Raw genomic sequence first — 20,581 nt, forward strand, 5'->3', positions numbered from 1 at the left:
CCGGCGATATACGCACGAGCGCAGCGAGATCGACGACTGCGCCGGGGAAGGGGCGCGAACATGGCGGGGCGGCCGGTCATCGAGATTCGGGAATGGGGACGGCCCGCACGGCGGCGGCTGCTGGACGGGCCCGTCGTCTTCGGGCGAGACGGTAGTCACGAGGTGCTGGCCGACGGCGGGGTCTCGCGGCAGCACCTGCGGCTGGTGCCCACCCCGACGGCCCTGTCCGTGGTCGACCTGGGCAGCCGCAACGGCACCACCGTCAACGGCGTGGCCCTGACCGGTCGGCGCGAACTCGTCACCGGTGACGTGGTGCGCCTGGGCCGCAGCGAGATCCTGGTGCTGCACACCCCGACCGGCGAACCGGACGAGCAAGTCCCCTCCGAGACCGTGCTCGGTCCGTCGGGCGCGATACCCCGCCCGCCCGGCGGCGAGCCGACGCCCGCGCGCTGGGTGGCCCTCGCCAACCGGATCCTCGGCCTCGACCCGACCGGCGAGCGAAACCTGTTCCCCGCCTTCACCGAATTGCCGAGCCGGATACCGCTGCCGGTCTGGCAGGCGGCGCGCTTCCTGAGCATCACTGCCTACCTGGCGCTCATCGTCACGCTGTTCGTGCGGCCCGCGGGTGGCCTGTTCGTCTTCTTCAGGATCGTCGTCCCGTTGCTGCCCGGACTCTTCCTCATCGCACCGGGCCTGTGGCGCAACACCTGTCCGCTGGCCGCCACCAATCAGCTGCCGCGGCTGTTCCGCTTCACCCGCGCGCTCACGCCGCCGGCCTGGCTGCAGCAGCGCGGCTATCTGATCGCGGTCGCCCTGTTCTTCGGCATCGCCGGATCGCGCCTCGCGGGCCTGGACCGCAGCGGCGTCGCCACGGGTCTCGTGCTGTCCGCGGTCCTGCTGGCCGCATTCACCGGAGGTGTCGTGTTCAAGGGCAAGAGCGGCTGGTGCAGCAGCATCTGCCCGCTGTTCCCGCTGCAGCGCGCCTACGGGCAGACGCCGTTCGTCGCCATCGCCAACAATCACTGCCGCCCGTGCGTGGGCTGCGCCAAGAACTGCTTCGACTTCAAGCCGCGCGCCGCCTACCAGGCCGATATGGCCGATCCGGACCGTGGCTGGAGCGCGCCGCGCAAGCTGTTCGCCGCCGCGCTGCCCGGATTCGTGCTCGGGTTCATGGTGCTGGCCGGATATCCGGGAGTGCCGGTGCCGCAACGGTATCTGACGCTGGGCCTGGTGCTGCTGGTCGCGGTGGGCGTCTACTTCGCCGTCGAGGCGCTGACCGGGGTGAGCCCGGCCATGCTGTCGTCGGTGTACGCGGTGGTGGCGCTCAACGGCTTCTACTGGTTCGCGGGACCGGTGCTGCTCGGCTCGTTCACCACCATCACCGGTGTCGGCGGCGTGGCCTGGTTGCGCTGGCCGATCAGCTTTTTCGTACTGGCCGCGACCCTGCTGTTCCTGGCCCGCACCCGGGTCAGCGAACTCCAGTACGCGCTCAGCACCGGCGCCCGCACCGAACCCGTCCTGCTGCCCTTCCCGCGGCCGCGCGCCGACGACGACAATGCCACCGCCCCAGCGGCTTCGGTGGACTTCGACGGCCGGACCGTGGCCGCCGAACTCGGCGTGAGCCTCCTCGACCTCGCCGAGCAGGCGAACCTGCCCCTGGAGTCGGGCTGCCGCATGGGCGTCTGCGGCGCCGACCCGGTCGCAGTCCTCGCGGGTGGCGAGCAGCTCTGCGAACCGACGGGCGATGAACGGAATACCCTGCGCCGGTTGGGATTCGCCGAGAACACCCGCATGGCGTGCTGTGCCCGCCTGAACGGCGACGGTGTCCGGGTCTCGCTCACCCCCGAGCCCGGGCGCGGCACCGGCGACCGCCCCGCCCACTTCGATCGCTCCCTGATGAGCCTGGTCGTCATCGGCACCGGCATCGCGGGCGTCACCGCCGCCGACTTCCTGCGCCGCGGCCATCCCGACTGCGAAATCCACCTGGTCGGCCGGGAATCCCACGACTTCTACAACCGCATGGGCATCTCCCGCCTCATACCCGGCCGGTCCGCCATGCAGGGCCTGCACCTGCTGCCCGAACAGTGGTACGAGGACCACCGCATCACGCCGTGGCTCAATACCCTTGCCACACACCTGGATCCGCGGTCACAGCGGGTCCACCTCGGCACCGGCGACGTCCTGCCCTACGACCGGCTCATCCTCGCGACGGGTGCGTCCGCCGCGCTGCCCGAGATCGCCGGACTGCACCGGCCCGGCAGCTTCGTGCTGCGCGAGGCGGGGGACGCCATGACCATTCGCGCGTACGCCCAGCAGCGGTCCTGCGTCCGCGCCGTGGTCGCCGGCGGTGGTCTGCTCGGTCTCGAGGCCGCATATGCCCTGCACCAGTTGGGATTACGCGTCACCGTGCTGGAGCGCGGTCCGCGGCTGCTCGGCAAGCAGCTCGATCCGCGGGCATCGGCCATCGTGCTGGACCACTTCACCCGGGCCGGGATCGAGGTCCGGCACCGGGCCGAGACCGCCGCGCTGACCGCCGATTCCAGGGCGGTCGCACCCGGCAGTCCGCGCGGGCCCGGCCGGGACTCCGATCCGGTCCGGTCCGTGGTCCTGAAGGACGGGACGGTGCTGCCGTGCGAGGTATTCCTCACCGCCACCGGCATCCGCCCCGATACCGACCTGGCCGCCCGCGCCGGAATCCCGGTGCGGCGGGGCATTCTCGTGGACGACCGCATGCGCACCGCCGTGCCGCACGTGTACGCGGCCGGAGACGTGGCCGAACATCGCGACCGCGTGCTCGGCCTGTGGCCCATCGCCGCCGAACAGGCGCAGGCCGCGGCGGTGAACGCGCTCGGCGGCGATCAGGTGCTGACCGCGGAGACGCCCGCCACCATCCTCAAGGGAGTCGGCCTGGAGCTGTTCAGCATCGGGCAGGTCGAGCCGGGACAGCGCGACGAGGTGATCGTGGTGGACGAATCACCCCGGCGGTCCTATCGGCGGCTGGTCATTTCCGGCGACCGCGCGGTCGGGGCGATCGTGCTCGGCCATCACCCCACCGATGTGGCCGCCGCGCAGCAGGCCGTCCGCGCCCGGAAGGCGATACCGGGGGCGGCCCGGAATGCCCTACAGCGAGGGGACTGGTCCGCATTGCAGTAGTGCGGGATGTCCTGCGCAGTAGCAACCTGGTCGGCACTGCGACCTACGGGGCCGCCTGCGCCGTGCGATAGGTGAGGATCCGCTCGCCGATGCGCAGGCTCCACCCGGCCTTCAACTCCGTCGGCCGCTGCCCCACCCGAACCCAGTCCGCCGCACCGGGAGCCGCCACGAAGGTCCCGCCCGGCGTCCCCGCGTCCCGCACGTACACCAGGCCGTTCTCGACGAACACCCGCGCGTGCACCCGCGACACGTGCCGATCCCGGGCGATCACGATGGGCGAGGCCACCGCCCGCCGCACCGCCTCGTCGATCATCGGGTCCCGCCCGATCACATACGGGCGATCCAGCGGATACACCGCGCCCTCGGTGCTGGTGAGCGCCCCACCTGCCGCAGCCATGGCAGAGGTTGTGGGCGGCTGCGGCCCGGCGGTGGCGCGGGTTCCGGGCTCGCCGATGTCTTCGGCGCCCGGGCTGTACGCCGCGGTCGGTGGTTGATCCTCCGGGGCGAGGCGATCCTTTCGCCCGGCCGGACGGCCGGAATCGGGTCCGGAGTCGGCCTGTGCCTCGATCCGCACCCGCTTGTCGAGCGCCGGCGCAGGCTGATCCGGACCGGAGTCACCCGCGAGCCGTGAGCCCGGAGCCGGAGTCGTGGCGGCATTGCGGGGATTCACGGGTTCGGCGGCGGGCTCCGGCGGATTCGGGGAAACCTGCTGTCCGGCAGCAGATTCCGCGCTCGGGGCCGGGATGGGTCCTGAGAAACGCGTATGGGAGGGCGTCGGGGTCGGGGCCCGGCGGGTGAGGTCGGCGACCGGAGGGGACTCCGGCGCGGCTTTCGGCGGGGTCTCGCCAGCGCGCGGGGCCGTCAGTCCCGAGACCGGGGCGTGCAGGACGAAACCGCCGCCCACCACGACTCCGGCACGCAGATCGGTGTGCGGCAGTTCGCTGCCCGCGCCGTCGGCGACCACGGTGAGCCGCCGGATCGGATCGCGCACGATTTCGTCGGCCCAGGTCAGGGCGCGTTCCCCGGACAGCAGGCGGGCGCCCTCGGGCCCGTCGACCGCGGCGGTCACCGCGCCGCGCAGCAGGATCAGGATCCCGCCCGCCGTCGGCGCGACCACCCCGAAGGCCGGCGGCTGTGCGGAACTGCTGGTGAACACGGTCGCCGCCAGCCGCTGCGCGATCGCCACACCGGGATCCGCGGCGCTCGCCGCGGTCTCCGCCGCACCGATAATCCGTTCCGTGGACGGACTTTCACCGTGCAGGAAAATGACCACATTCCCGAAGCGGGCGACCAGTCCTGCCCCAGGTATCAACCCGACCGTCGTCGGAATCCGACCCATCCGCGCCTCCCTCTCCCGGCGCCCACAACATCGCAGCCAAGCATAGGACCGTTCCGCGGCGCGGGCATACGGCCGATCCCGACGGGGCGACCGGCGACACGCGTCCACCGGTTTGCGGGAATGCCGCCCCTGGCCGGGATCCGGGCGCGAGGATCGAGGCATCGTGCCGGTGCATCCGGCTCCGGCGTCACCGATGAGGACCGAACCATGAGGGGCACGATCATCAGGACCACCACCGCCGCCGCGATCGGCTGCGCCACGCTCGCGACCGTCGCCGGACTGGCCGCGCCCGTCGGCGCGACCGCGACCCGGGTCGGCATCGACCCGGGCATCAGCTTCGGCTCGGCCACCAACTACGGCACCGGCTGCAGCTACGACATCGACGGCATCGTCGACGACCCGGTCACCCCGGTCGTCTTCTACGACAACGGGATTCCCTTCGCCTACGCCACTCCCTCCGGCGCGCTGGCCCAGACCCGGTGGACGCCCGTCACCGCCGGACCGCACCGCCTGCAGGTCTGGCAGCACCGCCCCGACGGGCAGGACGTCTTCCCGTACGTCGACATCCAGGTCGGCAACGGCCTGCCGACCGGCTCCGGCTGCGGCGTCGCCAACTAGGCACCACCGAACGGAACAATTCTCTCGGCGGTGGGCTGCCCGGCCCTACTCGAAAGCGGCCTGCGCGGCCGGTTCCGCGGCCTTGCGATCCTCGGCGACCAGGCCGATCCGGGTGCGCCGGTCGAGCAGGTCGGAGACGTCCAGCGCGCCCTCGGCCGCCACCGCGAAGGCGAATTCGGCTGCCGTGACGTCCATGCCGGGCGCCACCTCGGCCGCCAGAGCCGGATCCTGTTCCGCGAGCGCGAGCACCTCGGCGGCCTCGCTGCCGTAGCGCTCGACCAGGCGCGGCGGGGCCTGGATGGCATCGCGGGCCGCGCCGGACACCGCGCCCACCAGGGGCAGGCTGCGGGTGCGGCACGGTGCGGCGGCCAGGTGCGCATGCGCTACCGCGGCATCCACCGCGTCCTCGGCCATCTTCCGGTAGGTGGTGAGCTTGCCGCCCACCACGGTGATGACGCCGGTGGGGGAAGTGAGCACGGCGTGCTCACGCGAGATGTCGGCGGTGCTGTCGTCACCGGTGCGCAGCAGCGGCCGCAGGCCAGCGAAGCTGCCGCGAATATCGCTGCGGCGCAACGGCTCCCGCAGCACCGTGTTCACGGTGTCGAGCAGGAAGTCGATCTCGCCGTCGGTGGCGTGCGGGACGTCCGGCACCGGGCCGGGGGCCTCCTCGTCGGTGAGACCCAGATAGACCCGGTTGTGCGCGGCCGGGAACGCGAAGATGAAACGACTGGTGCTGCCCGGAATCGGTACGGTCAGCGAGGCGGTGAGGCCGCCGAACGCGGCGGCGTCGAACACCAGGTGCGTGCCGCGCGAGGGCCGCAGTTCGATGCTCGAATCCACCTGATCGGCCCAGACTCCGGTGGCGTTCACGACGGAACGCGCTGTCACGTCCAGGGTTTCGCCGGTGAGTGTGTCGGTCAGCGTGGCCTTCCCGCCGGTGACATTCATGGCCTCGACCCGGGTCAGTACCGTCGCACCCTCCCGGGCGGCCGTGCGGGCGATGGCCACCACCAGCCGCGCATCGTCCACCAGCTGCCCGTCCCAGGCCAGCAGTCCACCGCGCAGCCCGGCCCGGCGAACGGTCGGGGCCAGCCGCAGCGCCTCGGCGGCCGCCACCCGCCGCGACCGCGGCAGCACCGAAGCCGGGGTCCCCGCCGCCCGGCGCAGCACGTCGCCGGCCAGGAAGCCGGTGCGCACCAGCATCTTCTGCGCCGCACCGATACTCGGAAGCAAGGGCACCACCTGCGGTAGCGCCCGGGTCAGATGCGGCGCGGTGCGGGTGAGCAGGATGTCGCGCTCGACCGCGCTCTCGTGCGCGATCCCGACCCCGCCGCTGGCCAGATACCGCAGCCCGCCGTGCACCAGCTTGGAACTCCAGCGGCTGGTGCCGAACGCGAAGTCGTGCTTCTCCACCAGTACCGTCCGCAACCCGCGCGCAGCGGCATCGAGCGCGACACCCACACCGGTGATGCCGCCACCGATCACCAGCACGTCGATGGTCGCGTCGTCACCGAGTGCCGACAGCTCCCGCCGCCGCCGTGCCGCGTTGAGCGACGAGCCGGGCCGAGCCGTATTCGAAGTCATGGGAAGGCCTTTCGATCAGTGCCGCTGTCGGTTGTCGAGAATGTGGAGCTACTCGGTCCCCGGTGAGGTGCCGGTGGGGGTCAGGTAGCCGTGCAGGGCGTAGGCGAGTTCGGTGTCGAGGTGGTCGCCGTCCAGAACCGGCGCGAAGGCGGTCGCCGACTGGACCGCTGACTGCGCCATCAGCAGCAGCATGGCGGCCAGCTGCCCGGGATCCCCGGCGCGAATCGAGTTGTCGGCCTGGCCTTCTCGGATGGCGTCGGCGAACAGGTCGATGAGGGCGCGCTGATTGCGGCCCAGCCGCTCGAACACGTAGGTCAGCATGATGTCGGTGTCGGCGCGGAAGATCTTGGCGAACAGGGGATTCCGGCGCATCACCGCGCCGCCGCCGACAATGGCCCCGACCAGCCGCTCGCGCGCGCTGCCCGTGCTGGGCGCGGTGTCGGTGATGATCTCGCGCAGTTCCCGCACCAGCAGGTCCGCCACCAGGGACCCGGTATCGGGCCAGCGGCGGTACACCGTCGGCCGGCTGACGCCGGCGCGGCGGGCCACCTCGGTCAGGGTGGTGCGCCGGACGCCGAATTCGGCCACGCAGGCGCGTGCCGCGTCGAGGATGGCCCGATCGACGGCGGAGGATGGTTCGGTCGAACTCATGGTTGCCTCCACCGGAGAGTAGTTGTCGTTACTGCTTGACATTCTATGTCAGACTGTAACGCATGGTCGACACACAAGCAGCTGCCGCGTCCACGGAAAACCCGGGCGAGCCGCAGGTTCGCGCGAGTATGGTGTGGGACGCCTGGGGCTCCCCGTCCGGACACAAACCACTGTCCGAGCAGATTCGGGGACTGCTCGCACAGGTTTTCGGGGTGTCCGGTGAGCCGGTGACCCGTCGCGATGAGGGCGACGTGCCGCTGCGCGCCTCGGCGCTCACGCCGGAACAGCACGCCGGGCTCGTCGCGGTGGTCGGAGCCGAGCACCTGTCGATCGACCATCGCGACCGCCTGCTGCACGCCGGCGGCAAATCCACTCCCGACCTGCTGCGCCGCCGCGCCGCCGGCGAACAGGACGCGCCCGACGCCGTCGTCTTCCCCGCCGATCACGACCAGGTCCTCGCGCTGCTGAAGTACTGCTCCGCCACGGGCATCGCGGTCGTGCCCTTCGGTGGCGGCACCAGCGTGGTCGGCGGCCTGGATCCCGCGCGCGGCCGCTTCCCGGCCGTCGTCGCCCTCGATCTGCGCCGCCTCGACAGCCTCACCGACGTCGATCCGGTCAGCGGTACCGCCACTCTGGGGGCGGGCCTGTCCGGCCCGCAGGCCGAGGAACTGCTTGCCCGCCAGGGCCTTTCGCTCGGCCACTTCCCGCAGAGCTTCGAATACGCCACCATCGGCGGCTTCGCGGCCACTCGCTCCTCGGGCCAGGCCTCGGCCGGCTACGGCCGCTTCGACGACATGATCCAGCGGCTCAGGATCGCCACGCCCGCAGGCGATCTCGACCTCGGCCGCGCGCCCGCCTCGGCCGCCGGGCCCGACCTGCGCGAACTGTTCTCCGGTTCGGAGGGCACCCTCGGCATCATCACCAGCGTCACCCTGCGCGTGCACCCGGTCCCGGAAACCACCGGCTACCAGGCCTGGTCGTTCCCCGACTTCGCCACCGGCGCCAATGCGCTGCGCACCGTCATCCAGGCCGGCGCCGCCCCCACCGTCATGCGCCTGTCCGACGAGGCCGAGACCGGCCTGAACCTGGCCCGCGCCGGGGACATCGGCGGCGCGCCCGTCGGCGGCTGCCTCGCGGTCACCACCTTCGATGGCACGGCCGCGCACGTGGCCGCCCGCAGTGCCGAGGCCGCCGCCCTGCTGGCCGCCGCCGGCGGCACCGCGCTCGGTGAAACAGCCGCACGGGAATGGGAACACGGCCGCTTCGCCGCGCCCTACCTGCGCGATGCGCTGCTGGACGTGGGCGTGCTCTGCGAGACCCTCGAAACCGCCACCAGCTGGGCCGATCTCGCCAACCTCAAAGCGAAGGTGACCGCGGCGCTGACCGATTCGCTCACCGCCCAGGGCACCCCCGCGCTGGTCATGTGCCACATCTCGCACACCTACCCGACCGGCGCGTCGCTGTACTTCACCGTCGTCGGCAAGCAGGCCGCGGACCCGATCGCGCAGTGGGCCGTTGCCAAGCGTGCCGCGGGCGACGCCATCGTGGCCGCGGGCGGCACCATCACCCACCACCACGCGGTGGGCGCCGACCATCGGCCGTGGATGACCGACGAGATCGGCGATCTGGGTGTGCAGGTGCTGCGCGCGGTGAAGAACGCCGTCGACCCCGCCGGAATCCTCAACCCTGGGAAGCTGATTCCGTGACAACGATCCGCTCCATCGCCCTGGTGACCAATCCGCTGTCCGGTCACGGCAAGGGCGCGCTGGTCGCCGTGGAGGCGACCAACCGCTTCGCCGCCCGCGGCGTCCAGGTCACCGAGATCCGCGGCGAGTCGGCCGCCGAGAGCGAACGGCTGGTGCGCAAGGCGCTGGCCGACCCGGACGCCCGCCCCGACGCCGTGGTGGCGGCGGGCGGCGACGGACTGGTCGGCGTGGTGCTGCAGGCCCTGGTCGGCACCGGCGTCCCCCTCGGCCTGATCCCCGGCGGCACCGGCAACGACCTCGCCCGCGAACTCGGCGTCCCCGACGACACCGACGCCGCGGTGGCCACGGTCGTGGGAGGCCGGACCCGCGCCATCGATCTCGGCACCGTGGAAACCGAGGAGTCGGGCCGCGCCCTCTGGTTCGCCACCGTCACCGGCACCGGCCTCGACGCGCGAGTCACTCTGCGCGCCAACGCTCTCCGCTGGCCCAACGGCCCGATGCGCTACACCGTCGCCGCCCTGCTCGAACTCGCGGGCAAGCTGGCCGTGCCCTATCGCATCGAACTGACCGGCTCACCCGACCATCCGGACGGCACCGTCCTGGAACTGGACGCGGTCATGGTCGCCGTGGGCAATACCCGCACCTACGGCGGCGGCATGCTCATCTGCCCCGACGCGCTCATCGACGACGGCCTGCTGGACCTGACCGTGGTCGGGGCCATGTCCCGGCTGGAGATGCTGCGCCTGCTCCCGACCCTGTCCTCCGGCAAGCCCATCGACCATCCCGCCGCGGCCCGGTACCAGGCCCGGGAGATCCGCCTGACCGCTCCCGGTGCGCCCGCCACCGCCGACGGCGACCCGGCCGGACTGCTCCCCGCGCACTTCCGCGCCGCCCGGGGCGCCCTGGACGTGCTGGTCCCCTGACCCCTGCCGTACCGCCCGACCGCGTCCGGTCGATCCGGCAAAAGCAGTGCGCCCCATGTCTTTCGGCATGGGGCGCGTTTGTCATATGGGGTCGGAGGAAGGCGGGCTGGAATTGTCACCAGACCTGAAAGACGCCCAAACCTTTCGGGCTCAGCACCACATCCACCGAGCCGTCGGGATGCGCCGCGGCCTCACCGACGACCGCGGGCATATCCGCGAACACGGCATGGCCGTTCTCGATGAGAGTCGAATCGGGTTGCAGCCCCAAGATCACGGCATTATGCGGCGCATACCGGTCGATCAGCGCCGGAATCGGGCTCTCGGCCAGGGCCTGCGTCTCACCGTGATCGAGCTCCACCCCCGCCGCGCTGATCTGCGGAATCACGAACGGGGTTGCGGCGGAAGCGGTTCCGGCCCCGGCCGATCCGGCCAGACCGAGCCCCGCGCAGGCGGCCGCGGCAAGAGCAAAGGTTCGAACACGCATGATGACTCGCTTTCCAGCGGCGGGAGAGATGTCCTGCGGAGCTGTATCGATTACTGCGGTGAACTGTGACGGCTGGATCCAGCCGGGTAGCCAGAACACATCACCGCAGGTAACCATGGCAAGGCTCGAGTGATTTATGCCACTCCAGCTTGCAAAAGTGATTCAGCTCACATGCGCTGACCGGGCAAATGCGACAGGCGGTCGGAGCGCCGACTAGGACGGGCGTGCGATGAGCAGGTGTCCAGAAATCGGCTTCCGCGGCAGCAACTGGTGATCAACGGTCAGCCCGGCCCGCTCCAGCGCATCCTGCACCTCGGCGACCGGGCGGAGGGTGAATCCGTATGGGGCGAAAGGCATTTTCGCCATGGCGTCCGGGTCGCCGATGCCGATCACCAAGCGGCCCTCGGGGGCGAGGACACGTGCCAGCTCGGTGCAGGCGCGATCCAGATCCGGCACGAAATAGATGGTGTTGCAGGTGATCACGGCATCCAGGGCGGCGTCCGGGAACGGGAGCTCGGTGAGGGAGCCCTCGGCCAGGCGCAGACGGTCGGACGAGACGTCTGCCGCGAACTCCGATCGGGCCCGCGCCAGCATGTCGGGAGAGAGCTCGACACCGGTCACCGTGCTGGACCCGATCCGGCCCAGTAGCAGGGTCAGCCCGATGCCCCCGCCGAATCCGATATCGGCAGCCGCGTCACCGGCGGCCACCTCGGTCGCCGCCACCGCGGCCTCGATCATCGGCCGGTTACCGCGATTGAGAAGGCGCGCCACGCCCTTGCCCAGCACTCCGTGCGGATTTCCCAGCTGCCCGGCGACCGTCGACATCACCCGCGAGACAATCGGATTCATGCTCGACAGGTTACCCGCCGGTCGCTCCGCCGGGACCTCGCAATGCGCTTGTCACGACGCGAAAACAATGCGGCGGACGCAACGTCGATGCAACGAAATCTGGTCTACCCTGGCCCATTTGGGCCAGAACCTGAGAATTGCCTTTGGATCCGGGAAGGAGGCCCGAAACGGCGGTAGGCTGACCACCGAGGGCGAGGCTTCCGGTGTCCCTCATCCGTCGGAAGCCTCGCCCTTCGGCTATCCATCCGGGCTCCCTCCGGCGGTAAATCGGGCCTAGGAAAAACCCGGTCGTTCGGCGATAATCCCAGCCCTTAGAATCGACCGGTGACCAGCGCAGCCTCTGAGAACCCGCGTAATCGTGCCGATGCCCTCCCCAAGAGCTGGAACCCCAGCGATGTCGAGGCCGACCTGTACGAGCGCTGGGTAGCCGCCGGTTACTTCACCGCCGACCCGGGCAGCGCCAAGCCCGCCTACTCGATCGTGCTGCCCCCGCCGAACGTCACCGGCACCCTGCACATGGGCCACGCCCTCGACCACACCCTCATGGACCTGCTCACCCGCCGCAAGCGCATGCAGGGCTTCGAGGTGCTGTGGCTGCCCGGCATGGACCACGCGGGCATCGCCACGCAGACCGTGGTGGAGAAGCAGCTCGCCGTCGACGGCAAGACCAAGGAAGATTTCGGCCGCGAACTGTTCGTCGACAAGGTCTGGGACTGGAAGCGCGAATCCGGCGGCCAGATCCAGGGCCAGATGCGCCGCCTCGGCGACGGCGTGGACTGGAGCCGCGACCGCTTCACCATGGACGACGGGCTCTCCCGCGCCGTGCAGACCATCTTCAAGCGCCTCTACGACGCGGGCCTCATCTACCGCGCCGAGCGCCTGGTGAACTGGTCGCCGGTGCTGCAGACCGGCATCTCCGACCTCGAGGTGGACCACAAGGAGGTCGAGGGCGAACTCGTCTCCCTGCGCTACGGCTCGCTGAACGACGATGAGCCGCACGTGATCGTGGCCACCACCCGGGTGGAGACGATGCTGGGTGACACGGCCGTCGCGGTGCATCCGGACGACGAGCGGTACCAGGCCCTCATCGGCACCACGATCTACCACCCGATCACCGGCCGCCAGATCCCCATCGTCGCCGACGACTACGTGGACCCCGAATTCGGTTCCGGCGCGGTCAAGATCACCCCGGCGCACGACCCCAACGACTTCGAGCTCGGCCTGCGCCACAACCTGCCCATGCCCACCATCATGGACAAGACCGGCAAGATCGCCGACAGCGGAACCGAATTCGACGGCATGGACCGCTTCGAGGCCCGGCTCAAGATCCGCGAGCGGCTCGAGGCCGAGGGCCGTCTGGTCGGGCGCAAGTATCCCTACATCCACCAGGTCGGCCACTCCGAGCGCTCCGGCGAACCCATCGAACCCCGCCTGTCCATGCAGTGGTGGGTGAAGGTCGAGGGCATCGCCAAGGCCGCCGGTGACGCGGTCCGCAACGGCGACGTCAAGATCCACCCCGCCAGCCAGGAACCGCGCTGGTTCGAGTGGGTCGACAACATGCACGACTGGAACATCTCGCGCCAGCTGTGGTGGGGTCACCGCATCCCGATCTGGTACGGCCCCGAGGGCGAGATCGTCTGCGTCGGACCCGACGAGCAGGCCCCCGAGGGCTACGTCCAGGACCCGGACGTGCTCGACACCTGGTTCTCCTCGGGCCTGTGGCCCTTCTCCACCATGGGCTGGCCGGACGCGACGCCCGAGCTGAGCAAGTTCTATCCGACCAGCGTGCTGGTCACCGGCTACGACATCCTCTTCTTCTGGGTCGCCCGGATGATGATGTTCGGCATGTTCGTCTCCGACGACTCGGTGCTCACCGTCGGCAAGGACCCGAACCAGAAGCAGGTCCCGTTCCAGGACGTGTTCCTGCACGGCCTGATTCGCGACGAGTTCGGCAAGAAGATGTCCAAGTCGCGCGGCAACGGCATCGACCCGCTGGACTGGATCAACGAATACGGCGCCGACGCCACCCGATTCACCCTCGCCCGCGGCGCGCAGCCCGGTGGCGACCTCTCGGTCGGCACCCCGCACGTGACGGCCTCGCGCAGCTTCATCACCAAGCTGTTCAACGCCACCAAGTTCGCGCTCATGAACGGCGCGCAGCCGGGCGAACTGCCCGCGCGCGAGAGCCTCACCGACACCGACCGCTGGATCCTGGACCGCCTCGACGAGGTCGTCACCGAAGTCGATGCGGCCCTGGACCGTTACGAGTTCAGCAAGGCCCTCGAAGGTCTGTACCACTTCGCGTGGGACGAATTCTGCAGCTGGTACCTGGAATTGGCGAAGGTGCAGTTCGCCGAGTCCGAGGAGCGCGCGGCGAGCACCCGCCTGGTGCTCGGCACCGTCCTGGACGCCGTGCTGCGCCTGCTGCATCCGGCCGTCCCGTTCGTCACCGAGACGCTGTGGCAGGCCCTCACCGACGGCGCCGAGGGCGAGTCCATCGTCATCTCCGCCTGGCCGGCCGTCTCCGGCGCCACCGCCGACGCGGTTGCGGCCCGCCGGGTTTCGGACACCCAGAAGCTGATCACCGAGATCCGCCGCTTCCGCTCCGACCAGGGCCTGGCCGACAGCCAGAAGGTGGCCGCCAAGCTCAACGGCATCGACACCGCCGACCTGCTCGCCCAGGAGGCCGGTATCGCCAACCTGGCCAAGCTCACCCCGGCCGGTGACGGCTTCGCCGCCACCGCCTCGCTCGAGGTGCGCCTGAGCACCGCCACGGTGACCGTCGAGATCGACACCTCCGGCACGGTCGACCTCGACGCCGAGCGCCGCCGCCTGGAGAAGGACCTCGCCGCCGCCCAGAAGGAACTGGCCGGCACCACCGGCAAGCTCGGCAACGAGGCGTTCCTGGCCAAGGCCCCCGAGGACGTGGTCGCGAAGATCAAGGCGCGCAAGGAGATCGCCGAGGGCGACGTCGAGCGGATCACCGCCCGCCTCGCCGAGATCGCCAAGCTGGCGGCCCAGTGAACGACGAACCGGAGCGTCAGTACGCCGAGGGAGCCCCGCTGAGCAGCGGCACCTCGCCGGTGGACCTGGCCGAGATGGCGCTGGTCGAGGCCGAACTCGACCAGCGCTGGCCGGAAACCAAGATCGAGCCGTCGCTCACCCGCATCGCGACGCTGATGGACCTGCTGGGCTCGCCCCAGCAGTCGTATCCGGCCATCCACGTCGCCGGCACCAACGGCAAGACGTCGGTCACCCGCATGATCGACTCGCTGCTCACCGCGCTGCACCGGCGCACCGGGCGCATCACCAGCCCGCACCTGCAGCTGGCCACCGAGCGCATCGCCATCGACAACGCGCCCATCACGCCCGGGCGCTATGTCGAGATCTACCGCGAACTGCTGCCATACGTGGAGATGATCGACGCGCAGTCGAAAGCCGTAGGCGGCCCGGCCATGTCGAAGTTCGAGGTGCTGACCGGGATGGCCTACGCGGCCTTCGCCGAAGCGCCGGTGGACGTGGCCGTGGTGGAAACCGGGATGGGCGGTCGCTGGGACGCCACCAATGTGATCGACGGCCAGGTCGCCGTCATCACCCCGATCGGGCTGGACCACATCGACTATCTGGGCCCCGACCTCACCTCCATCGCGGGGGAGAAGGCCGGGATCATCAAGCAGGCCCCCGCCGACGAACTCGTCCCGCGCGACACCGTCGCCGTCATCGCCCAGCAGGAACCCGAGGCCATGGAGGTGCTGCTGCGCCGCGCGGTCGAGGTCGACGCGGCGGTCGCCCGCGAGGGCGCGGAGTTCCAGGTGCTGTCGCGTCGCGTCGCCATCGGCGGCCAGATGCTGGAGCTGCAGGGGCTCGGCGGCGTCTACGACGAGATCTTCCTGCCCATGCACGGCGAGCACCAGGCCCGCAACGCGGTGCTGGCGCTGGCCGCGGTCGAGGCGTTCTTCGGCGCGGGCGCGTCCCGGCAGCTCGACATCGACTCCGTACGAGCCGGATTCGCGGCCGCCGTCAGCCCCGGCCGGATGGAGCGCATGCGCAGCGCGCCTACCATCTTCATCGACGCCGCCCACAACCCGCACGGTGCCGCGGCCCTGGCGGCCACGCTGACCAGTGAATTCGAGTTCCGCAAACTGGTCGGCGTGATCGCGGTGCTGGGCGACAAGGACGCCAGCGGCATCCTCGACGCCCTGGAACCGGTCTTCGACGAGATCGTCGTCACCGAGAACGGCTCCCCGCGCGCCCTGCCCGTCGACGACCTGGCCAACCTCGCGGTCCAGCGCTTCGGCGACGAACGCGTGGCCGTCGCCCACGACCTGGCCGACGCCATCGAGACCGCCATCGCCCTCGCCGAGGGTGGGGAGGACGGCGAACTGGTCTCCGGTGCGGGCATAGTCATCACCGGCTCGGTCGTCACCGCCGGGGCCGCCCGCAGCCTGTTCGGAAAGGATCCCGCATGACCTCCGACGCCACGCCCGACGTCCCGCCGCCCGCCACCGACCCGTGGAAGGGCCTGCGCGGCGTCATGGCCGGCACCCTGGTCCTCGAGGCCATCACCGTGCTGCTGGCGCTGCCGGTGATCGGCGCGGTCGGCGGCGGCCTGCGCTGGTGGTCCGTCCTCTACGTGGTCGGCCTGGCCGTGGTCATGTTCCTGGGCGCCGGCCTGCAGCGCCGGCCCTGGGCCATCCCGTTCAACCTGGCCCTGCAGGCGGCCCTGCTGCTCGGCGGCTTCATCCACCTGTCGATCCTGGTGATCGGCGTGGTCTTCGTCGCCGTCTGGGCCTTCATCCTGTTCCTGCGCTCCGATGTGCAGAAACGGATGAACGCGGGCCAGCTGCCCAGCCAGCGCACGTCCGGAGCCTGAATACTTCCCGACAATCCACGCAGACCGGGGCATCCGTCCCGGTCTGCGTTTTTCCTGCTGAGTGACCGCCGGTTAAGGTTGCGGCGTGACTGAGCAGACGTTGGTACTCATCAAGCCCGACGGCGTGGCCCGCGGCCTCGTCGGGGAGATCATCACCCGGATCGAGCGCAAGGGTCTGAAGATCGCGGCGCTGAAGCTCGTGAACGTCTCGCCCGAGCTGGCCGCCGTGCACTACGCCGAGCATGCCGAGCGCCCGTTCTTCGGATCGCTCATCGAATTCATCACTTCCGGCCCGGTGGTCGCGGCCGTGCTCGAGGGCCCGCGCGCCATCACCGCGTTCCGTCAGATCGCGGGTGGCACCGACCCGGTCGAGAAGGCCGTCCCCGGCAGCATCCGCGGCGACTACGCTCTCGAGACCCAGTACAACCTCGTGCACGGCTCCGACTCGCCCGAGTCCGCCAAGCGCGAGATCTCGCTCTGGTTCCCGGAATTCGCGCTCTGAACCCGTGCGGGGCACCGCTCCCCGCACACACTCGATAGGTCTGGGGGAGACCCCGAAGGCAGAGGCAGCCGTCCGCCCCTGCGCCCCGGAAGGCAGGCGCGGGCGGGCGGCCCTCCTCCGCACACCGGTCGGATGCGGCGCGGTCCGCGTGAGACTCGCGAGACCCGCTCCGGGCCGCGCGGGCACGACGCCCCGGCGTGGTGTGGGATACTGGCTCTGGAAGTGACCGACGCCGGCCGTTTGCGGCAGGTGCCGATCACCTTCGAATTGACACCGCGGAGCGACGGACGATCATCGCTGCCGCCGACGGCTTCCAAGACTCGGCCGCCGGGCAGGCACGCTGGATGAACGCTCGTGACACGGAGTTGAGCCAAACCAAACCAGGCGCCACGTGACCTGTTAGCCCGAACGACGAGATATTGGTGATAACGGGGCACGCGGCGCGAAGACTTACGATCTCGCGCCCCTGGGCGTGAGGCCAACAAGACAGCGCCCCCGCGTCGGCCGCGTCGCTCCTCGGAGGAACGCGCCCGGGGGCCCCGAGGAGATTTCGTGGCCGATCAAGAGCCGCTGGAAGCATCGCAGAGCAACGGTCAAGGGGAGGGCGCTCAGATCACCCCGGCTGCCGAACAATTGCCGGAACGGATCCGAGTGCACGCACTGGCGAAGCTGCTGGGCACTACCAGCAAACGTATTCTGGCCCACCTGACCGAGATGGGCGCGCAGGCGCGAAGCCCGCAATCGAGTCTGGACCGCACCGTCGCCGAAACCGTCCGTGACGCCTTCGGCCCGCGTGACGTCGAGCTCGTCGAACCTGCCCCGGCCGGGCCCGAGCCGATCGCCGAGGCCACCGTCGACGCGGCCATCGCCGCCGGCGACGACCGGGCGGCCGACGAGATCGCCGCCGAGGAGGTGGAGGCCGTCGAGGACAGCGCGGGCGCCGCGCCCGCGGTCAAGCAGACCACCCTGTTCGCGAGCCCGTTCCAGACCGAGCCGCTGCTCGAGGAGCCGGTCCAGTACCAGCCGTCCGCCGTGGTGGCCGCGCCGCTGTTCCAGGCGCCGGATGCCGCGGCGGCCGAGGACGCCCGCCGCCAGCGCCGCGCCGAGCGCGCCGGTCGCAAGGCCCGGGCCGAGGAGCAGGTCGCCGAGGAGCAGGAGCTCGAGGCCAAGGCCGTCACCGAGGAAGCCGCGTCCGAGGACACCGAGGACGAGGGCGAGTGGGACGGCGACCAGGACCGCGACCAGCGCGGTGAAGGCACCTCGCGGCGTCGCCGCCGGGGTCGCCGGGGTCGCGGCCGCGGTCGTGGCGAACAGCACGGCGACAACGACACCGATGAGGCCGAGGGCGACGAGCAGCCCGAGGGCGAGGCCGACGAGTCGGCCGAATCCGCCGACACCGACGTCGCCGAGGACGAGGACGAGGGCGCGGCCGTGCCCGAGGGCTCGAGCAGCCGTCGCCGCCGTCGCCGTCGCCGCCGCAAGGGCGGAGACGACAACGAGCCCGAGGCCGCCGACGACGATCCGCCGAACACCGTCGTGCACGAGCGCGAGCCGCGCAGCAAGCGCCGCGCCGCGCAGGTGGACGAGGTGCAGGGCATCAGCGGCTCGACCCGCCTGGAGGCCAAGCGCCAGCGCCGCCGCGACGGCCGCGAGGCCGGCCGCCGGCGGCCGCCCATCCTGACCGAGTCGGAGTTCCTGGCCCGCCGCGAAGCGGTGGACCGGGTGATGGTGGTGCGCGAGAAGCACTTCTCCGAGCACCCCACCTCCACTACCCAGGTCGCCGTGCTCGAGGACAACATCCTGGTCGAGCACTTCGTGACCTCCACGGGGTCGGCGTCCATGGTCGGCAATGTGTACCTGGGCAAGGTGCAGAACGTGCTGCCGTCGATGGAGGCGGCGTTCGTCGACATCGGCCGCGGCCGCAACGGCGTGCTGTACGCGGGTGAGGTGAACTGGGAGGCCGCCGGTCTGGGCGGCAAGGAGCGCAAGATCGAGCAGGCGCTGCGGCCCGGTGACACCGTGCTGGTGCAGGTCTCGAAGGATCCGGTGGGCCACAAGGGCGCCCGCCTGACCACGCAGATCAGCCTGGCCGGTCGCTTCCTGGTGTACGTGCCGGGCGGTACTTCGACCGGTATCTCCCGCAAGCTGCCCGACACCGAGCGCAAGCGGCTCAAGGAGATCCTCCGCGACATCGTGCCGCAGGACGCGGGCGTCATCATCCGCACCGCGTCGGAGGGTGTCTCCGAGGCCGAGCTGGCCCGCGACGTGGAACGGCTGCAGGCGACCTGGCGCACCATCGAGGAGCAGTCCAAGAACGGCTCGGGCGCGCCCAAGACCCTGTACGAAGAGCCGGACCTGCTGGTCAAGGTGGTCCGCGACCTGTTCAACGAGGACTTCTCCAAGCTGGTCATCGAGGGCGAGCGCGCCTGGACCACGGTGGAGAACTACGTCCGCACGGTCGCCCCGGACATGCTGGCCCGGGTCGAGCGCCACGAGAACAACGGCGTGGACGTGTTCGGTTCCCTGCGTATCGACGAGCAGCTGGCCAAGGCGCTCGACCGCAAGGTGTGGCTGCCCTCCGGCGGCACCCTGGTGATCGACCGCACCGAGGCCATGACCGTCATCGACGTCAACACCGGCAAGTTCACCGGGTCGGGCGGGTCGAATCTCGAAGAGACCGTGACCCGCAACAACCTGGAGGCGGCCGAGGAGATCGTGCGCCAGATGCGGCTGCGTGATATCGGCGGCATGATCGTCGTCGACTTCATCGACATGGTCCTGGAATCGAACCGGGATCTGGTGCTGCGCCGCCTGACCGAGGCGCTGGGCCGGGACCGCACCCGCCACCAGGTGTCCGAGGTCACCTCGCTGGGCCTGGTCCAGATGACCCGCAAGAAGCTGGGCACCGGCCTGGTCGAGGCGTTCTCCACCACCTGCGAGACCTGCCACGGCCGCGGCATCCTGGTCCACAACTACCCCGTCGAGTCGTCGGCTCCGGCCGGGGAGAGCGGCGAGGGTGTGAGCCGTCGCGAGGGTTCGCGCCGTCGCCGCAAGGACCGCAGCGCGGCCGCCGCCGAGGCCCCGGTCGTCGAGCCGGTGGTCGAGGAGAAGGCCGAGGAGCACGAGGTCAAGGCAGAGCAGGCCGCGGCCAAGCGCGCCCACCCGGTCGCCGTGGCCATGGCCGCGCACGCCGCCGAGGAGGCCGTGCACGCGGCGGACGAGGACGCCCTCGCGGCTGCCGATGCCGCGAATGCGGTGCTGGCCGAGGGTGAATCGGTGAGCGTGGCCGATGTCGCGGCCGCCGAGTCCGTCATCGTCCGCGAGGCCGAGAACGCCGCCGCGGAGGCCGCCCTGGCCGAACGCGCGGTGTCCGAGATCGAGACCGCCACCGAGGAGGCGGCGGTCGAGACCGTGCCGGCCACCAACGGCACCGCGCCCGCCGTGGACACCAGCGTGGTCGAGTCCGAGCCCGTGGCAACGGAATCGCCGATCGCAGAGGCCCACGCGGCCGTCGCCGCCGTGGCCGCCGCGGAAGCGCAGCCCGGTCGTCGTCCCACCCGTCGCCGGGTGGCGCGCACGGCCTCGGCCCCGGCCGCCGACAGCCAGGGCGCGGTGTTCGTGCTCTCCAGCGCGGATCAGTCCGACAAGCCGGGCTTCAACCTGGACGACCTGGCTCCCGCCGCGGTGCCGCCGCGGTCCCGCCCGCGTCGCCGGGCCGCGGGCCGTCCCGCCGGTGCGCCGGAGGGTGAGAACTAGCCGGCTCCCGTCAGCCGGACCCGGGGGGACAAAGAAAGCCGGGGGGGGGAAAGGAGTCTTTGGGGGGGGAGAAAAAAAACAAGGGGGGGGGGGGGGGAAGGGGGTGGGGGGGGGGGGGGGGTGCGTGGGGCTTTTTTCACTCC

14 protein-coding genes are annotated in these 20,581 nt (G+C 70.9%); 9 read left to right on the forward strand and 5 right to left on the reverse strand.

All coding sequences use genetic code 11. The features are described 5' to 3' along the window. Nucleotides 1–60: 60 nt before the first annotated feature. A complete protein-coding gene (locus tag ACFXN1_RS25100) occupies nt 61–3,153 on the forward strand; it encodes an FAD-dependent oxidoreductase (RefSeq protein WP_379442972.1) in 3,093 nt (1,030 codons plus the stop codon). A gap of 43 nt (nt 3,154–3,196) precedes the next feature. Here ACFXN1_RS25100 and ACFXN1_RS25105 read toward each other — a convergent pair whose 3' ends face one another. Then, nucleotides 3,197–4,492, reverse strand: a complete 1,296-nt coding sequence (locus ACFXN1_RS25105; protein WP_379442974.1) for an FHA domain-containing protein — start codon at nt 4,490–4,492, stop codon at nt 3,197–3,199. Between the two features lie 207 nt (nt 4,493–4,699). Between ACFXN1_RS25105 and ACFXN1_RS25110 the strand changes: the two genes are divergently transcribed. Beyond that, nucleotides 4,700–5,110: a hypothetical protein gene (locus tag ACFXN1_RS25110; protein WP_379442975.1), complete on the forward strand. Its 411-nt coding sequence runs from the start codon at nt 4,700–4,702 to the stop codon at nt 5,108–5,110. Nucleotides 5,111–5,155: 45 nt separating this feature from the next. Here the strand turns inward: ACFXN1_RS25110 and ACFXN1_RS25115 are convergent, their stop codons facing one another. Next, nucleotides 5,156–6,694, reverse strand: a complete 1,539-nt coding sequence (locus ACFXN1_RS25115; protein WP_379442976.1) for a glycerol-3-phosphate dehydrogenase/oxidase — start codon at nt 6,692–6,694, stop codon at nt 5,156–5,158. 48 nt (nt 6,695–6,742) lie between these two features. Continuing rightward, nucleotides 6,743–7,345: a TetR/AcrR family transcriptional regulator gene (locus ACFXN1_RS25120; protein ID WP_379382530.1), complete on the reverse strand. Its 603-nt coding sequence runs from the start codon at nt 7,343–7,345 to the stop codon at nt 6,743–6,745. Nucleotides 7,346–7,473: 128 nt separating this feature from the next. Here ACFXN1_RS25120 and ACFXN1_RS25125 point away from each other — a divergent pair, with 128 nt between their 5' ends. After that, nucleotides 7,474–9,051, forward strand: a complete 1,578-nt coding sequence (locus ACFXN1_RS25125; protein ID WP_379442986.1) for an FAD-binding oxidoreductase — start codon at nt 7,474–7,476, stop codon at nt 9,049–9,051. After that, nucleotides 9,048–9,974, forward strand: coding sequence for a diacylglycerol/lipid kinase family protein (locus ACFXN1_RS25130; RefSeq protein WP_379442978.1), 927 nt, complete (start codon nt 9,048–9,050; stop codon nt 9,972–9,974). The genes ACFXN1_RS25125 and ACFXN1_RS25130 overlap by 4 nt, the downstream gene beginning before the upstream one ends. A gap of 115 nt (nt 9,975–10,089) precedes the next feature. Here ACFXN1_RS25130 and ACFXN1_RS25135 read toward each other — a convergent pair whose 3' ends face one another. Then, on the reverse strand, nt 10,090–10,458 hold the full coding sequence (locus ACFXN1_RS25135) for a hypothetical protein (protein WP_379442979.1): 369 nt from the start codon (nt 10,456–10,458) through the stop codon (nt 10,090–10,092). A gap of 213 nt (nt 10,459–10,671) precedes the next feature. Then, nucleotides 10,672–11,307 (reverse strand): class I SAM-dependent methyltransferase, encoded by a 636-nt coding sequence (locus ACFXN1_RS25140; protein WP_379442980.1) that lies wholly within the window; start codon nt 11,305–11,307, stop codon nt 10,672–10,674. Nucleotides 11,308–11,631: 324 nt separating this feature from the next. Here ACFXN1_RS25140 and ACFXN1_RS25145 point away from each other — a divergent pair, with 324 nt between their 5' ends. The 5 genes from ACFXN1_RS25145 to ACFXN1_RS25165 all read left to right on the forward strand — a co-directional run bounded on the left by ACFXN1_RS25145 (nt 11,632) and on the right by ACFXN1_RS25165 (nt 20,438). Further along, nucleotides 11,632–14,331, forward strand: a complete 2,700-nt coding sequence (locus ACFXN1_RS25145) for a valine--tRNA ligase (RefSeq protein WP_379442982.1) — start codon at nt 11,632–11,634, stop codon at nt 14,329–14,331. Nucleotides 14,332–14,405: 74 nt separating this feature from the next. Next, a complete protein-coding gene (locus ACFXN1_RS25150) occupies nt 14,406–15,776 on the forward strand; it encodes a bifunctional folylpolyglutamate synthase/dihydrofolate synthase (protein ID WP_379442987.1) in 1,371 nt (456 codons plus the stop codon). Continuing rightward, a complete protein-coding gene (locus tag ACFXN1_RS25155; RefSeq protein ID WP_379442984.1) occupies nt 15,773–16,180 on the forward strand; it encodes a DUF4233 domain-containing protein in 408 nt (135 codons plus the stop codon). Before ACFXN1_RS25150 ends, ACFXN1_RS25155 begins: the two co-directional genes overlap by 4 nt. A gap of 85 nt (nt 16,181–16,265) precedes the next feature. Beyond that, nucleotides 16,266–16,682: a nucleoside-diphosphate kinase gene (gene ndk, locus ACFXN1_RS25160; RefSeq protein WP_354834836.1), complete on the forward strand. Its 417-nt coding sequence runs from the start codon at nt 16,266–16,268 to the stop codon at nt 16,680–16,682. Nucleotides 16,683–17,234: 552 nt separating this feature from the next. Then, complete coding sequence (locus ACFXN1_RS25165; protein ID WP_379442985.1) at nt 17,235–20,438, forward strand: translation initiation factor IF-2 N-terminal domain-containing protein; 3,204 nt, start codon at nt 17,235–17,237, stop codon at nt 20,436–20,438. Nucleotides 20,439–20,581: the final 143 nt, after the last annotated feature.

This window comes from Nocardia sp. NPDC059154 (genome assembly GCF_042755705.1).
GTDB lineage: Bacteria > Actinomycetota > Actinomycetes > Mycobacteriales > Mycobacteriaceae > Nocardia.

Coding starts and splice junctions, on each gene's coding strand:
- ACFXN1_RS25155 (WP_379442984.1), top strand. CDS start 15,773: ATGACCTCCGACGCCACGCCCGACGTCCCGCCGCCCGCCACCGACCCG.
- ACFXN1_RS25105 (WP_379442974.1), bottom strand. CDS start 4,492: ATGGGTCGGATTCCGACGACGGTCGGGTTGATACCTGGGGCAGGACTG.
- ACFXN1_RS25135 (WP_379442979.1), bottom strand. CDS start 10,458: ATGCGTGTTCGAACCTTTGCTCTTGCCGCGGCCGCCTGCGCGGGGCTC.
- ACFXN1_RS25125 (WP_379442986.1), top strand. CDS start 7,474: ATGGTGTGGGACGCCTGGGGCTCCCCGTCCGGACACAAACCACTGTCC.
- ACFXN1_RS25100 (WP_379442972.1), top strand. CDS start 61: ATGGCGGGGCGGCCGGTCATCGAGATTCGGGAATGGGGACGGCCCGCA.
- ACFXN1_RS25150 (WP_379442987.1), top strand. CDS start 14,406: ATGGCGCTGGTCGAGGCCGAACTCGACCAGCGCTGGCCGGAAACCAAG.
- ACFXN1_RS25140 (WP_379442980.1), bottom strand. CDS start 11,307: ATGAATCCGATTGTCTCGCGGGTGATGTCGACGGTCGCCGGGCAGCTG.
- ACFXN1_RS25110 (WP_379442975.1), top strand. CDS start 4,700: ATGAGGGGCACGATCATCAGGACCACCACCGCCGCCGCGATCGGCTGC.
- ACFXN1_RS25120 (WP_379382530.1), bottom strand. CDS start 7,345: ATGAGTTCGACCGAACCATCCTCCGCCGTCGATCGGGCCATCCTCGAC.
- ACFXN1_RS25115 (WP_379442976.1), bottom strand. CDS start 6,694: ATGACTTCGAATACGGCTCGGCCCGGCTCGTCGCTCAACGCGGCACGG.